This is a genomic window from Mycobacterium sp. 3519A (assembly GCF_900240945.1).
Lineage (GTDB): Bacteria > Actinomycetota > Actinomycetes > Mycobacteriales > Mycobacteriaceae > Mycobacterium.
The window spans coordinates 2,864,459-2,881,396 of sequence record NZ_OESG01000014.1; the positions used below are offsets into that span (position 1 = coordinate 2,864,459).

The 16,938-nt window shown below is 66.5% G+C and carries 9 protein-coding genes; 5 read left to right on the forward strand and 4 right to left on the reverse strand.

What is annotated here, in order from left to right:
- Positions 1-28: 28 nt before the first annotated feature.
- Genes C1A30_RS35045 through C1A30_RS35055 form a run of 3 tightly spaced genes read right to left on the reverse strand, consistent with a single transcriptional unit; the run spans position 29 to position 2,866 of the window.
- The gene (locus C1A30_RS35045) at positions 29-910 is read right to left on the reverse strand and encodes a DUF4097 family beta strand repeat-containing protein (protein WP_101952735.1); all 882 of its coding nucleotides are present in this window, start codon (positions 908-910) and stop codon (positions 29-31) included.
- 22 nt (positions 911-932) lie between these two features.
- Positions 933-1,577, reverse strand: coding sequence for a response regulator transcription factor (locus C1A30_RS35050; protein WP_101952736.1), 645 nt, complete (start codon positions 1,575-1,577; stop codon positions 933-935).
- Positions 1,565-2,866, reverse strand: a complete 1,302-nt coding sequence (locus tag C1A30_RS35055) for a sensor histidine kinase (RefSeq protein WP_200828511.1) — start codon at positions 2,864-2,866, stop codon at positions 1,565-1,567. The genes C1A30_RS35050 and C1A30_RS35055 overlap by 13 nt, the downstream gene beginning before the upstream one ends.
- A gap of 92 nt (positions 2,867-2,958) precedes the next feature.
- Between C1A30_RS35055 and C1A30_RS35060 the strand changes: the two genes are divergently transcribed.
- The 3 genes from C1A30_RS35060 (at position 2,959) to C1A30_RS35070 (ending at position 5,887) form a co-directional block, all read left to right on the forward strand.
- Positions 2,959-4,077, forward strand: coding sequence for a TDT family transporter (locus C1A30_RS35060; RefSeq protein ID WP_101953122.1), 1,119 nt, complete (start codon positions 2,959-2,961; stop codon positions 4,075-4,077).
- Between the two features lie 17 nt (positions 4,078-4,094).
- Positions 4,095-4,940 (forward strand): SAM-dependent methyltransferase, encoded by an 846-nt coding sequence (locus tag C1A30_RS35065; protein WP_101952737.1) that lies wholly within the window; start codon positions 4,095-4,097, stop codon positions 4,938-4,940.
- A 62-nt stretch (positions 4,941-5,002) separates the two neighbouring features.
- Entirely contained in the window at positions 5,003-5,887 is an 885-nt protein-coding gene (locus C1A30_RS35070; RefSeq protein WP_101952738.1) for an LLM class flavin-dependent oxidoreductase, read from the forward strand.
- Positions 5,888-5,947: 60 nt separating this feature from the next.
- Here C1A30_RS35070 and C1A30_RS35075 read toward each other — a convergent pair whose 3' ends face one another.
- The gene (locus tag C1A30_RS35075; protein ID WP_142392710.1) at positions 5,948-7,453 is read right to left on the reverse strand and encodes a hypothetical protein; all 1,506 of its coding nucleotides are present in this window, start codon (positions 7,451-7,453) and stop codon (positions 5,948-5,950) included.
- Positions 7,454-8,355: 902 nt separating this feature from the next.
- Between C1A30_RS35075 and C1A30_RS35080 the strand changes: the two genes are divergently transcribed.
- Together C1A30_RS35080 and C1A30_RS35085 are read left to right on the forward strand one after the other, a co-directional pair.
- A complete protein-coding gene (locus tag C1A30_RS35080) occupies positions 8,356-12,498 on the forward strand; it encodes an Ig-like domain-containing protein (protein WP_160112823.1) in 4,143 nt (1,380 codons plus the stop codon).
- Positions 12,499-12,673: 175 nt separating this feature from the next.
- Positions 12,674-16,921, forward strand: coding sequence for a VCBS domain-containing protein (locus C1A30_RS35085; RefSeq protein WP_101952741.1), 4,248 nt, complete (start codon positions 12,674-12,676; stop codon positions 16,919-16,921).
- Positions 16,922-16,938 lie beyond the last annotated feature (17 nt).

Consider the following 16,938-nt stretch of genomic DNA (forward strand, 5'->3'; position numbering starts at 1 on the left):
GCGCACGTGAGCGCACGAGGGCACGAGGCTAGCGCAGGTCGTCGATGATCACGTCGCCGTTCTCCGAGCGCGCGGTGACGACCGCCGCGGCCTTCTCCCGAGCGGTTGCCTGCGGAACCCGCACCACCGTGTCGCCGTTGTCGGTGCTCGCATTCACCGCATAGGGGCCGCGCGCAGGCAGCGCGATGACCACGTCGCCGTTGTCACTGGTGATGTCGATGGTGCGTGGTGCCGCTTCGGCGAAGTCCACCTTGACATCGCCGTTATCGGCTGTGGCAGTGAATGAGTCGGACACCGAGATCGGATCACGGCTGACCACATCGCCGTTGTCGGTGTAGACCTCGATGCGCCGGGCGGAGCTGCCGAGCACGACCCGACCGTTGTCGGTATGCGCGATCAGTTGATCGATGCCGGCCTGTGCGAACACTATTCCGTTGTCCTGCCGGGTGGTGACCGACAATCGTCGGGCCAGCTCCGGCGGCAGCACCAGCGTGATCTCGCCCGCCCGGCCCCAATCCAAGAACGGGGTTGATTCGCCACTGATCGTGATCCGTGTGTCGTCGCCGTCGGCGTTGACCGCCAGCGGATGTGCCCCGGCCCTGGTCGAATTCACCATCCGCAGATCGGCCCGCGGCTCACGGGCGTCACGGTCGGCGGTGATGCGGATTGCGACCGGCGTGTCGGCGGTGTCGACCACCACTGACCGCATCCCGGCGGGCAGCGGCTTGCTGTCAGTGATGACCCGGAAGCTGGCGATACCCCACGCCACCGTGCCGAGCGAGGCAAGGGCCCCCACCACCAGCACCACCGCGCCGGCGATGAGCACGAACCGGAACGCGGTCCGCCCGCCGGGGGACAGCGGAGGCGGCGCACTGGTCGGTGCTGGTGGTGGGGGAGCGAAGGTTGTCATCAGTCAAAACCCTTTCAGCGGTTCACGATTCGAGGTAGCGCAGCACCGCGAGCACGCGGCGGTTCTCGCTCTCGTCGGGTGCCAGATCCAGCTTCGTGAAGATCGACGCGATGTGTTTCTCGGCGGACCCGACCGAGATGTGCAGTGCCGAGGCGATCGCGGAGTTCGTCTTGCCTTCTGCCATCAGTTGCAGCACGTCGCGTTCTCGCGGCGTCAACTCGTCGAGCGCGCTGCGGCGGTGCGAACGCACCAGGATCTGCGATACCACCTCCGGATCCAGCACGGTGCCGCCACCACCCACCACGTCGACGGCGTCGAGGAACGCGGGCACGTCGGCGACGCGGTCCTTGAGCAAATAGCCGAATCCCCTTGTGTCCGAGGCGATCAGGTCAGCGGCATAGCGCTCCTCGACATAGTGCGACAACACCAGCACCGGGGACTCCGGGTTCTGGCTGCGCAGCAGCGCCGCGGCGCGGATGCCTTCGTCGGTGAACGTGGGAGGCATTCGCACGTCGACGATCGCGAGGTCGGGTCGCTTCTCGTTGACCAGACGGAGCAGGTTCGTCGCATCGGGCACACCCGCGACCACCTCGTGGCCGGCGTCGATGAGGATCCGTTCGATGCCTGCGCGCAGCAGCGCCGAATCCTCGGCGATCACGACGCGCATGGCAGTACCGCGGTGACGATGGTCGGCCCGGTGCTGGGGCTGGACACGTGGAAGGTGCCGTGCGCGGCTCGCACCCGTTCCTCCAGGCCGCGCAGGCCGGTGGCGTTCTCGTCGGTGGTGATCGCGGCGCCTCCGCGGCCGTCGTCGAACACCGATATGTAGAGCTGGTTGGCGGTCTCGTCGAGTCGCACGGTCACCACCGCCTGCGAGGCGTTGGCGTGTTTGGCGACGTTCGTCACCGCCTCCGCGACGACGAAATACGCGACCGATTCGACTTCGTCCGGCAATCTGCGCGGCAGGTACACGTTCAGCGTCGTCGGGACCGCCGACCGTTGCACCACTGCCGACAGCGCGGCGTCCAGGCCGCGGTCGGACAGGATCGTCGGCGCGATGCCGCGGACCACGTTGCGCAACTCGACGAGCGCACTCTTGGCATCGTCGTGGGCCTCTGCGATCAGCTGTTTGGCCGCGGGCAGGTCGGTGTCCAGCTTGGTCTGGGCCAGCCCGATGGTCATGGCCAGCGACACCAGTCGGGGCTGCACGCTGTCGTGCAGATCGCGTTCGATTCGGTGGCGCTCCGTCTGCGCAGACGACACCGCGCCCTGCCGTGCATCGGCCAGCGCACTGACCTGGTGCTGCAGGGCGGCGGTCGGCGAAGGGGACAACAGCCAGCGGTCGATCACGGCGTCGACGGCCGGTGCGAAGACCAGGATGGCCACCGCGCCGACGACCGCGAGGACCGCCAGCAGGAACGCCAGCGGCGGCGACAGGAACGACAGTCCGGCGTCGTCGTCGCTGTGTCTGATGGCGATGGCCGCGGCCGGGCCGAGGAACGCGAACGCCAGCAGCGCAAGTGCCACGCCCGCTGCCAGCATGTCGTAGGCCATCCGCAGGTAGTGGTGGGCGGTGGCTTTCCAGAACCGGCCGCTGCTGACGTCCAGCCACAGTTGGTGCAGCCACCGCTGGAATCCCGCATACGGTGACAGCCGTCGCGGGGGAACGGCGATGCCGAGACCGAACGCCGCCTCGCTGCGCAGCCGTTCGACGTGTTCGACGCCGCGCATCAGGTAGATGAACACCACCGCCGAAAGGGCGAAACCGATGCCGCTGGGTATCGAGGAGACGCCGATGATCAGGATCGCCAGCGGGATCCAGAACCAGACCGTCGCGACCGCTGCCCCGGTGAGCAACGACGCGGTGGGGACCACGCCGATGTTGCGGTGACGCACCGTGGCGCCGGCAGCGGGTGCCTGCGCGGTGTCGGGACTCGTGTCGGTGAGTGCGACCATGCCTTCAACCTATGGACCGCAGGCGCGAAGCGACACAGCGTTTTCCCGAGATCCTGCCGGGGGAAAACCCCCGCAGGCGCGATGATGACGCCATGACGACGACGGACCGGCAGCAACGCCTCGGCTTCCTGGGCCCCAACTGGTTCGCCTCGGTGATGGGCACCGGCATCGTGGCTACCGCGGGTGCGACCCTGCCGGTTCACATTCCTGGCCTGCGGGCGTTCGCCGAGGCGGTGTGGGTGGCGACGACGGTGTGGCTGGTGATGTTGGTCGTCGCAGTGGTCGCGCACTGGGTACGGCATCCGACCGTGGCGCGCAGCCACGCCCACAACCCGCAGATGGGCCACTTCTACGGCGCGGCGCCAATGGCGTTGCTGACCGTCGGCGCCGGCGCGACGCTCGTCGGAAGGGATCTGATCGGCGAGCAGGCGGCCGTCGACCTGGACTGGGTGCTTTGGACGGCGGGGACGGTCGGCGGGCTGTTCACCGCGATCAGCATCCCGTACCTGATGTTCACCCAGTACCGGGTGGAACCCGATGCCGCCTTCGGTGGCTGGCTGATGCCGGTGGTGCCGCCCATGGTGTCGGCCGCGACGGGCGCTCTGCTGATCCCGCACATGGCACCCGGCACCGGCAGGCAAACCATGCTCTACGGGTGTTACGCGATGTTCGGGCTGTCGCTCGTCGCGTCGCTGATCATCATCACGATGGTGTGGAGTCGGCTAGCGCACTACGGCACCTCCGGTACGGCGCGGGTGCCGACATTGTGGATAGTGCTGGGCCCGCTCGGTCAATCCATCACGGCGGCAGGGCTTCTCGGCACGAACGCCGCACTCGCGGTCGATCCGGACCTGGCCGACGGCATGGCCGTCTTCGCGATCGTCTACGGGGTTCCGGTGTGGGGTTTCGCGGTGCTGTGGATCGCGTTGGCGACGGCACTGACGATCCGCACGTTGCGCCGCGGTATGCCGTTCGCACTGACGTGGTGGAGCCTGACCTTCCCGGTGGGTACCTTCGTCACCGGCACAACGCAGTTGGCGGTGCACACCGGACTGCCGTCGTTTCGCGTCGCCGCCGCCATCGGTTACGTGGGGCTGCTGAGCACGTGGTGTCTGGTCGCGGTGCGGACATTGCGAGGAGGCTTGCAGGGCAACATCTTCGCGCCGCCTTCGCCGGATCCGGTCAGGGCCAGGAAGGACCCGCCTGCCTAGCGTGGCAGACTCGCCGCATGGCGACCGAACCCTTGATCTCTCACGTCTCGGATACGGCGCGCTGGGTTGCCACCTACCGGGCGATCGAATCGGACCGTCCTGACGCGCTTTTCGACGACCCGCTGGCCGGCAGGCTCGCCGGTGAGCGCGGTCGTGCCATCGTGGCCGAAGGGCCACGCGCACTTCGCAACGGCTGGTGGTTGGTGGCCCGCACCAAGGTCATCGACGACGTCATCCTCGAGGCCATCGGCGACGGTTGTGACAAGGTGCTCAACCTGGCCGCGGGACTCGACACCCGGCCGTACCGGCTGGAGCTGCCACCCGATTTCCCGTGGGTGGAGGCGGACCTGCCCGACCTGCTCGCCGAGAAGCAGCAGGCGTTGGCCGACCAGACCCCGCGCTGCCGGTTGGCCAGGCACGCAGTCGATCTGGCCGATCCCGCCGCCAGGGACGCCTTCCTGGCCGAGGAGTTGGCAGGCGTCAGCCGAGCCCTGGTCTTGACCGAAGGGCTGCTGATGTATCTCGACCAACGCGACGTGGTGTCGTTGGCGACGGCGCTGAAGCGGCCCGAGGTGGCCTGGTGGATGCTCGATTTTTCCGGCCCCGGCCTGCAGAAGCGGTTGAACAAGCGAAGCGGGGGCTTGCTGGACAGCGCGCCGTTCAGATTTGCCCCCGAGAACGGCGTCGCGTTCTTCGAGGACCTCGGCTGGCGGGCCATCGAAATCGAATCGGTGTTCACGGTGGCGCGCCGCGTCAACCGACTGCCGCGGTGGATGCGCCCGCTGGCGTGGCTGCCGCAACCCGATCCGCGAAAGCCGGGCAACAACACCTACAGCGGTGTGGTCCGCTTCGCGCAGGCCTGACTCTTCCGGGTTGCGGTGGGCCGCCGACGGGCCCGTGCCAGAATCGCCGCGTGCGAATCGGGATGACCATGCCGGTGATGGAGCCCAACCTGGACGCGGCGACGTTGAAAGCGTGGGCGACAGTCACCGACGGCGGCCCGTTCGCGTCGCTGTGCTGGGGTGAGCGCATCGCGTTCGACAACCCCGAAGCGTTGACGCTGCTCGGCGCGCTCGCGGCGTGGACTGACAGGGTTCGGTTGGTGACGACGGTCGTGGTGCCGCAACTGCACGACCCGGTGATGCTGGCCAAACAACTGGCCACCGGCGACATGCTCAGCAGCGGCCGACTGACCGTGGGTATCGGCATCGGCGGCAGGCAGGAGGATTACCGCGCGGTGGGCGCCGACCCGGCGACGCAGACGATGCGCGGACTTGCCGACAGCGTGGCCGTGATGAAGCGCATCTGGGCCGGCGAAAGAGTCACCGAGTCCGTCGTCCCGGTCGGTCCCGCGCCGGTCCGGGCAGGCGGACCCGACCTGCTGGTCGGCACCATGGGCCCGAAAACCGTGCGCAGTGCGGCATCCTGGGCCGACGGACTGGCCGGAACCACCCTGGACCTGGACACCGAGAAACAGAACGAGCTTTTCGACGTGGCCAGGCAGTCGTGGGCCGACGCCGGGAAGCCGAAACCGCATCTTGCGACGTCGTTCTGGTTCGCGATCGGCGACGACGCCACCGAAGCCAGGGCGCAGGTGCACCGACATCTGCTGCGGTACATGAACTGGATCCCGTCGAGTGTCGTCGACGCGATGGCGCCCACCACCGGATGGGCGGGCGACGACGACGATCTGGCCGCGGTGCTGCGCAAGTTCGCCGACATCGGCACCGACGAGGTGCACCTGATCCCGACGAGTTCCGACATCGACCAGTTGCGCCGGGTCGGCGACGTGGTCACCGACTTCCGCTGAGCCGCTGAAAGATTCGGGCCCCTCCCCGGTCGCCGAAGAGGGGCCAGAACCGCTCTGCGGTCAGCTCTGCTCCGAATCACCTCCGGACTCGGCGCCTGCCTTCGCCTTGGCGGCGCCATCCGACTTCGCGGTAGACGTCTTCTTGGTCGTCTTCTTCTTCGACACCTTGGTGTGGGTGACACTCTTGGTGCTCTCGGTGACTTTCTGGTCGTCCTTCGATGCGGTCTCGCCACCGGCGGAAGCGTTGTCGGTATCGGCGCCCGACTTCTCGGTACCGGACTTGTCGGCCTCCGGTTGTGACTTGACTGGTTCGGCGCCGGTCTTGTCGACCGTGGTACCTGAATCCTGTTTAGCCGCAACCGTTGTGCCGCTGTCCGATCCAGCAGCCAGCGAGACGTCGTCGCCCTTCTTCGCCTTCGAATCCTGAACCGGCGTCTTCGGCTGCTTGGCATCGACTGTAGTGTTGTCGACCTTCACCGAAAGCAGCCGAGATTCGGCCGACGGCACCGCCTCCGGGCCCGGGACTTTCGCGGTCGCCGTGGCCGTAGCCGTGGCTGTCGCGAACGGCACCGCATTACCGACTCCGGTGATGACGTTCACCAGGAAATCGGCTACGGCGGTGCTGACGAACGCCCCGGCGCCGGCCGCCGCGGTGATCAGGTCCGAGAACGTCTGCGCTCCCGCAGCGGTGAGGCCGGCGAGCCCCTGTGCCGCAAAGGAAATGGCGCCCGTCGCCTGGGTGATGCCGAAGTCGACCAGGTCGCGGGTTTGGGTCACCGCGAACGACGCCAGATCGGCCAGTTGCGACGTGGCGAAGGATGCCACGGTGGCAGCTCCCGTCGCCAAGTCGGCGGTGGTGGCGGCACCGGCGGCGACCAGATCGGCGAACGCGTCTGCACCGAAGTTGAGTCCGCCCGCGGTCTGGGTGATGCCGAAGTTGACTAGTCCGGTCAGCCCCGCGACGAGTGGTGTCAGCGCACCGGCGATCGGTGCGGGCAGAACCGAATCGATTGCGAAGGTGACCAGTTCACCTATCGAGGTGTTCGCGAAGACCCCGGCGTCTGCCGCGGCCGTCACCAGCCCTGAGAACGCTTGTGCACCAAAGGCGGCGAGGCCGGCGACGCCCTCTGCCCCGAAGGTGATGGCGGCCGCTGTCTGCGCGAGTAAGAAGTTGACCGCCGTCTCGGTCTGGCTCACCCCGAACACGATGAGCTCGGCCAGCGAGTCGTTGAAGAAGACCCCCGCCTGCGCGGCGGCGGTGGTCAATGCGCTGACTCCGTCGGCGCCGAACGCGATCAGATCGGCGAACTGGTCCGCGCCGAAGGTCCCGCCGTCGGCCACCTGGATCAGGCCGAAGTTGACCAACTCCGAGGTCTGCGTGACGAGGAACGCCAGCGCCTCAGCCGCGTCGGAGGCCAGCCCCAGAAGTTGCGTATCGGCGGTGATCGACGGTGGCGACGGCACTTGGAGGTCGGGCGCGGGCGGCGCGATCGGGCTTGCCACAAGTGCACTGGCTCCGACTACGGCTATCCCGGCGGCGACGTGTTGGCGAACTGTCAGTTCCATGTGAGCCCCCTTTGCCTGGGTGGTTGGATAGCAAACAATTTACGCCGAAGTTGGACGAATGCCGGCAAATTTCGCCAATTCACCGGCTTGGTATTCCGCCGGTCGTTATCGACCAATTAGCTGGTGTCGTCCGATCTTGTACAAATGCCTTCCCTCGGCCGGAATTTCTCTCTTCGATCATGAATTGCGAGCGTCAGTCGCTAGCTGTTTTTAGCATTTTGCTGATACTTCCTGATGATTCCCAAAGCGCAGTAAGAACTGATGTGTGTGTCAGCAGATATCTTTGCCCACTCTGCGGAGCCCGTCTTCTCCGTAGTAGCTCGTGACCAGCTGGTTCACGTGGGCTGACCTGGCGTTCCCGCGGTATCGTGGGCCGGTTCGTTCGTTGCCGAGCGCCGGTCGTGTCCCGCGGCGGCCTGCGCTGCGAGACACGCTGGGGCCTGGGCGCCGTGGCGCTTGCCTCACATTCAGGCAGCCGAAACTTTTCCGCCCGGGTAACAGGACCGCCCTTGGGACAGTGCCGAACACTCGCCCGTCAGCAACGCAGTACGGGTTCGTCAAACGCTGCGACTTGAAGAAGGCGACCCGACTATCCGCAAAGCGAAACAAACTGCAAAGTTACTTAGTTCAGCAAATCTGATTAATCGGTATCGATCCGAGGTATCCGAGCTTCAGGTGCCGCGAGTAACTGGCGTACAACGCTGTCCGGAAAATCACCGCAGAGCAAACTCCTGTTATGGGCTCGACAACGATTTCACAAGCTCATACGGAAGGAGCGTGGCTGTTGTAGCTATGGGTTAAAGTGATCGCGACACATAGAGGTTCTCGCGGAGCAACCGCTGGTTAGCCCCACTCGACCTGGTCGCTTGATGATTGCTGCGCAAGTGAAAGCGGGTCCAGGGATGAGCTCCAGCACCTACGTCGGGCGCATCGGTGCCCTTGCCGTTGCGCTTGGCGTCGGGGCCGTCATCGCCTCGCCGGTCGCCTGGGGGACGCCGTCTGATTCGGGCTCCGCCTCGGCGCCGTCCAACGATACGACGGCCGGCGACCCGCCCAAGACGCCGTCGAATGACGAGCCAGACGAGCCGTCGAAACCCGCGTCGGTCGACGCGGCGCCCGACGTCAAGGTTTCGAGTTCTGGCGGTGCGCGGGCACCTGAGACCGATGACGACATTCCGAAAAAGACGACCAAGCCGCGAAAGCGCACCGCCAAGAAGGCCGATGCTCCCGCAGCCAAGGTGAGCGCCCAGACGAACACGACCGCAACGCAGGACAACGACACCGCTCCGACAGTTCGACGCGCGACCGCGGACACCGTCACAGACGCCGTCGCGGACACCGTCCCTGTGACGGTCGCGACCGCGCCCGTCACGGAGAAGAGCGTGGCGTCGGCGGTCGAGTTCGCGCTCAAAAGCGTTGCGCAACCGCTGCTGTCGTCATTACTCGGCGTCATCCCAAACCTTCCGGCGGAGTCACCGCTTTCCTGGGTTCTCCTCGCCGCCTCGCGACGCCAGGTCGGCCAGGCGCAGTCACGGACCACGGCGGAGGCCGCCCCCGCCTTCACCACCGCCGCGCTGGTCGCCGATCAGCCCCCGGCAGCCACCGCGGTTTTCGGCGCGCCTGTCGCTGTCACCGGTGCGGTCAGCGGACAGGTCGTCGGCACTGACCCCGAGGGGAAGGCGGTGACCTATGCGCTGGCCTCGCGGCCGACCGTCGGGACGCTCGTTTTCGACAGTGCGACAGCTAAATTCACCTACACACCGACCACCTCGCAACGGATCAGCGCAGGTGTCACACCCGTCAGCGACACCGTCGCCATGACCGTCACGGTGTCCGACGGAACCAACAGCGTGCCCACCGTCGTCAACATCGAAGTCAGCCCCGCGCCGGTCGCCAAGCTTGCCGACATCGGCGCGGTGAACGAGGCGCATGCGGTGACAACCACCGCCACCCGCGCATACGTGACGAACCGGACGGCGGGCACCGTGACCGTCATCGACACCCTCACCAACACCGTGATCGACACCATCGCCGTCGGACCGAAGCCCGATGGGTTGGCGATCAAACCCGACGGCTCCAAGCTGTACGTGACGAGCCTGGACAGCAACACGGTCACCGTCGTCGACACCACCACCAAGGCGATCGTCAAGACCATCGCCGTCGCCAAACCCAGCGCGATCGCGATCAACGCCAGCGGCGGAACCGTATATGTCACCAACCTCGACGCAGGCACGGTGTCGAAGATCAGCACCTCGACCTACGCCGTGTCCACCGTGAAACTGCCGACCGGGTCGCGGCCCACGGGTATCGCGGTCAGCCCCGACAAGACCAAGATCTACATCATCAGCGGAAAAGCCACCGGTGGCGGCACTGTCGCCGTGTTCGGATACACCTCGAGCACTGTCACCACGATCACCGACTTACCGGCTACGCCAACGGGTTTGACGGTCAGCCCGGACAACGCGAAGCTGTACGTCACCTCCGCCGACGGCCGTGTCACCGTGGTCAACACCGCCACGCGCGCCGTGCTCGCCACCCACATCGTGGCGGCCCCCCTCGCCGGCGTCGCCGTCAGTAGGGACGGCAGCACGCTGCTGGTGACCGACACCGCGGGCCGGGTCGCCGCTGTCGACGCGAGCACGGGCACGCTCCTGCGCGCGATCGCCACCCGTACCGCGACGACCTCCATGTCCGTCGCGCCGGGAATGGGAACAAGCGCCGACGGGACGAAGGTGTACATCACCGACTTCGATTCCGCCAAGGTCTACGTCGTCTCGACTGTGCCGCCCAACAACGCACCGACCGCAGGCACGCCGACGGTCAACGCGCCCAACGCGACAACGGGTGCGATCACCGGCGCCGTCGCGGTGACCGACGTCGATCAGGACGCTCTGAAATACACGGTGGCGAGCGCGCCCTCGAAGGGCAGCCTGGTGCTGACCGCCAACGGCGCGTTCACTTACACGCCGACGGCGGCGGCCAGGCACGCCGCGGCCACGGCGAACGCCGGGACCGCGTTGACCACCGACTCGTTCACTGTGTCCGTCACCGACGGTCGCGGCGGCGTCGTCTCGCCGACCATCACCGTCAACATCGTGCCGACCAACAAGGTACCGACGATCACGAAGTCGGTCGGCACGCCCAGCAGCAGCACCGGCGTCGTCACCGGCTACGTCAAAGGCAGTGATGCAGACAAGGATCCGCTGACTTACACCGCGAGCACCCCCACGAAGGGCGCCGTGGTGCTCACGTCCACGGGGTCGTTCACGTATACGCCGACGGCGCAGGCGCGGCACGCCGCGGCACGGGTGGGGGCGTCAACCGCGGACAAGACCGACACCTTCACGATCACTGTCGACGACGGACACGGCGGCGTCGTCCCCGTCGCTCTCACCGTCACGATCAGCCCCACCAACGCCAAACCCGCCGCGGCCACGGCGACCGGCGTGTTCACCAATCTGAACAACGGTCGGGTCACCGGGACCGTTGTCGCGGCTGACGCTGACAACGATACGTTGACGTACAAGGCGACTGCGCCCGCCAAGGGCACCCTCGTCCTCAACCCGAACGGCACGTACACGTACACGCCGACGGCGACAGCGCGGCAGGCTGCATCGGCGGCAGGCGCCACCACCGCCACCAAGACCGACAGCGTCACGGTCACGGTGACCGACGGATACGGCGGCAGCACGACGTATGCGCTGAAGTTCTCGATCGCGCCGAACGGTCACGTCAACGCCGCCCCGACGAACGGTGTTGCCACCGTGGGAGATCCGAACTCGGCCATCGGAGCGGTCACGGGCACCGTCACCGCCGACGACGCCGAACGCGACGCCTTCAGCTACGCCGTCGTGTCAGGACCCGGCAAGGGTGAGGTCAAACTCGATGCAAGCGGGACGTTCACCTACGTGCCGAACGTCGAGGCCAGATGGGGTGCGAAGACCACGCCCGCCGTCGACACCGACCACTTCACGGTATCGATCAACGACGGCTACGGCGGCTCCACCACAGTCGACGTCACCGTGACGATCGCTCCGCCGTCAACGTCGTCGTCGGCGATCGACCAACGCGCCACCACGGTCGCGATGAACGTGCAGCAGATGTACTTCTATTCGCAGGCCGATACCGACCGCGCCTTCGACCTGCTGAAGTCCGATGGCGTTGACACCGTACGCATTCTGATGCCATGGGCCGGGATCGAACCCTATGACGACACGTGGTCATGGGCGGCCGTCGACCGCATGGTGAACAGCGCCAACGCGCACGACATGAAGGTGCTCGGGGTGTTGAACTCGACGCCAGGGTGGGCGGCGACGCCGGGCACCCCGGCGCTGAGCGGACACCCCGCCGACTCCGCCGAGTACGCGGAGTTCGTCGGCATGGTCGCGACCCGTTACCAGGGCAGGGTGTCGGCGTACGAAGTGTGGAACGAGCCGAACGGGAAGGTGTTCTGGGACCCCGAACCCGTTGCGGCGCAATACACCGAACTGCTCAAAGCGGCGTATACGGCGATCAAGGCGGCCGATCCGGACGCGGTGGTGGTTGCCGGCTCGGTCGGCGCGGTGACCGATTACGACGGCTGGACGGTCGAGTCGGTGCGCTTCGTCAGGGAGATGTACGAGGCGGGCGCCGCAGGCTATTTCGATGCGCTGTCCTATCACCCGTACTTCTACTACCGCCCGTTCACCCAGGGCGGGACGATCCCGACGCTGCCCCTCAACCAGGTCGCGGCCATCCATGACCTGATGGTCGCGAATGGCGATGGGAACAAGAAGATCTGGGCCACCGAGTACGGGCAGCCGGCGGGGATCGTCTCGGAGGCGAATCAGGCCACCTACATCGCCGACTTCCTCAGGGCTTGGCGCGACATCGACTATGCGGGCCCGGCCTTCATCCACACGTTCCGGGACTACACGTCCTCGGAGGCCAACTCGGCCACCTCCGGGGTCTATCGGCAGGACTGGACGGCCAAGCCCGCTGTTGGTGTGCTCGAGACCGTGATCGAGGAGAACAAGGGGTATCTGGAAGCAAACGGCATCGCTTAGCGGACTTTGCTTGCAGACGCAAATACCAATGGGATATTTCACCAAAGTCAATTGCTCCCATCTGCAAAGTCATAGGCTGAACTCGGCTCCGAGCGACTGGGGGCGCAGCTAGTCCGGGTGTTTGCTCGAGCGCCCGGATTTCTTCGTGATAGCTCAGCGAAGAAGGTGGGGGGAAATGGGCTACAGCAGGTATGTCGGGCGCATCGGCGCCTTGGCCGTCGCGCTCGGAGTTGGAATCGCGATCGGGGCACCGGGCGCCATCGCCTCCGCGGCGCCTGACGAACCCGCCACCACTGCCGGCCAGGCGGTGGACAAGGACGCGGAGAACAACCCAGCCGGCGAACCGGCACCGGCGGGCGAACCCAAGACCGAGGCACCGGATGCCAACGGTGTCGAACCGTCGGAACCGAAGGAGCAGGCGACGTCGGGCGGCAAGCAGACGTCGCCGTCGTCGTCCACCGTCGAGGTGACATCGGGTGTGACGGTGTCCAGCTCCGGCGGCGCGCACACCTCCGGTGAAGGCGCGGGTAAGCGGACGGCCAAACCGAAGAGTGCCACCAAGACGCCCGACAAGAAAAAGACCACCACCGCTGCCGCGCGGGTGGCAGCTCAGACGAACGCATCACAGGCCACGCACGCCAAGGTGCAACCGCCCGATGAGCCAGCCGAAGCGGTCACGGTTTCCGCTGCCGCCGAGTCCACAGTGCCGATGACACTGTCAGCACCACGACCGGTTTCCGCGAAGGCGACGGCCTCTCCCGTTACCGCGGTGCTGAGCAGGGTGGTGTCACCGATCCTGTCGTCCATACTCGGTGCGCTACCGCGCACCCCCTCCGAATCGCCGCTGGCGTGGGTGTTCGCCGCCGCGGCGCGTCGTCAGATCGGGGAGACGCAACCGGAGACCACGCGGTTGGCCACGTTCGCGACTACCACCGCGCTTGTCGAGAACCAGTCCCCGACAGTCGATGTCGTCTTCGGCACACCGGTCTCGACCTCGGGCGCGATCTCCGGCCAAGTCGTCGGGACCGATCCCGAGGGGCAGCCGGTCACCTACGCGCTGACCACCCCGCCTACCGCGGGCACGCTGGTATTCGACACCGCCACCGCCAAATTCACGTACACGCCGACGACGTCACAGCGGATCAACGCTGGCGCCACCTCGGCCACCGTGACCGCGCCCATCACGGTCACGGTGTCGGACGGCACGAACAGCGTGCCTGCCGTGGTGAACATTCCGGTCACCCCATTGCCGATCGCGAAACAGGCCGAGGTCGGCGGGGTCAACGACGCCAACGCGGTGGTCGCGACCGCCACCCGCGCCTACGTCACCAACCGGACCGCCGGCACCGTGACGGTGATCGACACCACCAAGAACACCGTGATCGGCACCATCGCCGTCGGGCCGACGCCCGACGGGTTGGCGATCAAACCCGACGGCACGAAACTGTACGTCTCCAGCCTCGACAACAACACCGTCACGGTCGTCGACACCAAGACCGCCGCGGTGGTCAAGACCATCGCGATCGCCAAACCCAGTGCGATGGCGATCAATTCGAGCGGCAGCGTGCTGTATGTCACCAGCCGCGACGCTGGCACGGTGACCAAGATAACCACCGCCACCAACGCCGTCAGCGGGACCGTCACACTGCCCGCGGGCTCACTGCCCACCGGCATCACTGTCAGCCCCGACAAGACCAAGCTCTACGTGATCAGCAACAAAGCCACCGGCGGCGGCACGGTTGCGGTGTTCGGCTACACCTCGAGCACCGTCACCACCATCGCCAATTTACCGAGTGCTCCAACGGGTTTGGCGGTGAGCCCGGACAACAAGCGGCTGTATGTCAGCTCCGCAGACGGCAAGGTCACCGTCTACGACACCGCGACGCGTGCCGTCGTCGCCACCCGTACCGTCGCTGGTGTGCCTTCGTCGGTGAGCGTCAGCAACGACGGCACCACGCTGTTCGTCACCGACACGGTCGGCCGCGTGGTCGCCCTCGACGCTGCCACCGGAGCGCCGCTGACCACCGTCGCCACCAGAACCTCGACGACGGCCATGTCCGTCGTGCCCCGAACAGCGGTGAGTCCGGACGGCACAAAGCTGTTCGTCACCGACTACGACGCCGACAAGGTCTACGTCGTCGGCATGGTCACCCCCAACACCGCGCCGACGGTCGGTACCCCGATCCTCAACGCCCCCAGCGCCACGACCGGCACCCTCACCGGGAAGGTGGTGGTGAACGATCCCGACGGCGACACGCTGACGTACACCGTGGTCACGAAGCCGACCAAGGGCACGCTCACGCTCAAGGCGGACGGCACGTTCACCTACACCCCGACCGCAACGGCCCGGCACACCGCCGCACTGGACAGCCCGCCGCCCGGAGCGCTCACCGACTCTTTCACGGTGTCGGTGTCCGACGGCCGAGGCGGTGTGGTCACGCCGACCACCACCGTCAACATCCTGCCTGCCAACAAGGTGCCGACGTACACGTTGACGGTCGGAACACCAAGCGCCATATCGGGAGTCGTCACCGGCAAGGTCACCGCGTCCGACGGAGACTTCGACGTGCGGACCTTCAGCGTGAGCGATCCGGCGAAGGGCACCGTCGTGCTGAAGTCGACGACTTCGGCCACCACGTTCACCTACACCCCCACGGCGGAGGCGCGGCACGCCGCCGCGAAGGTGGGCGCAACGGCTGCCGACAAGGTCGACACGTTCACCGTGACGATCAACGACGGCCACGGCGCCGTCGTGCCGGTGTCGGTGACTGTCACCGTGAGTCCGACGAACTACGCGCCGACGGGGGCCACCGTGGGTGGCCTGTTCACCGATCTCAACAGCGGGCGGGTCACGGGCACGGTCACCGCCGTCGACGTGAACAACGATCCGCTGTCGTTCAGTTCGACCACTCCGGCCAAGGGAGCGTTGGTGTTCGGGCCGAACGGAGCGTTCACCTACACGCCGACCGAGGCCGCCCGTCAAGCCGCGTCGGCGCCCAATGCCACCACCGCTACCAAGACCGACGTGGTCACCATCACGGTGGCGGACGGCTACGGCGGCACCGCAACCGTCAAGGTCAACCTTCCGGTCACGCCGTACGGCCATGTCAATTCGGCGCCCACCAACGGTCGAGCGTCGGTCGGAGACCCGAATGCCGCCATCGGACAGGTGACGGGGACCCTTGTCGCCGACGACGAGGAACGCGACGTCTTGACGTATTCGTTGGCAACCGGCCCCAGCAAGGGTGTGGTGAACATCGATCCGAACGGCACTTTCACGTACGTGCCGAACGTCGAAGCCAGGTGGGGCGCAAAGACCACCGCCGAAATCGACATGGACCGGTTCACCGTCCTCGCCAGCGACGGCTACGGCGGTACGACGACGTTCGACGTCAGCGTCACAATTGCGCCGCCCTCGACCTCGGCTTCGGCCATCGACCAGCGCGGCACCACGGTCGGGATGAATGTCCAAGAAATGTACGGCTTTACGCAATCCCAGACCGATCGGGCGCTCGATCTACTCAAGGCCGACGGGGTCGACACGATCCGGATTCTGATCCCCTGGGTCGGTGTGGAACCGTCGAACGACTCCTGGAACTGGTCGGCTGTCGACCGCATGGTCAACTCCGCCAAGGCCCGCAACATGACGGTGATCGGCATCTTGAACTCTCCGCCCGACTGGGCCATGGTGCCCGGTTCACCGTCGCTCGGTGGACCGCCCGCCGATCCGGCGGAGTACGCGGAGTTCGTCGGCATGGTCGCGGCCCGTTATGCCGGGAAGGTGTCGGCGTATGAGGTGTGGAACGAGCCGAACTATTACCGGTTCTGGGAGCCGACGCCCGACCCGGCCGCGTACACGGCGCTGCTGAAAGTCGGATACGCCGCGATCAAGGCCGCGGACCCGAATGCCGTTGTGGTGGGCGGTGTCATCGCGGCCGCGCCCGACGCAGGCACGCAGGCGATCGATTCGGTGCGGTTCGTGACCGAGATGTACGAGGCAGGCGCCGCAGGCTATTTCGACGCGTTGTCCTTCCATCCGTATTCCATGGCGCTGTTCTCCGAAGGCGGATCGGTCGCCGGATCACCCCTGCTGATGGCCAACCAGATCCACGACGTGATGGTCGCCTACGGTGACGGGAACAAGAAGATCTGGGCCACCGAGTACGGCATGCCGTCCTATCTGGTCACCGAGGCCGGACAGGCCAGTTACATCGACGACTTCCTGACCACCTGGCGTGACCTCGACTACGCCGGACCGGCGTACATCCACACCCTGCGCGACTTCGCCACCTTCGATCTCGCCCAAGGGACGATGGGCGTTTACAAGCAGGATTGGACGCCGAAACTCGCGGTGACCGTGATCGAGGCCGTGATCGACGAGAACCAAGCCTTCCTGGCCGGCGGCGGCGGGATCGAACTCTAGGTAGGGCTCTGCGGCAG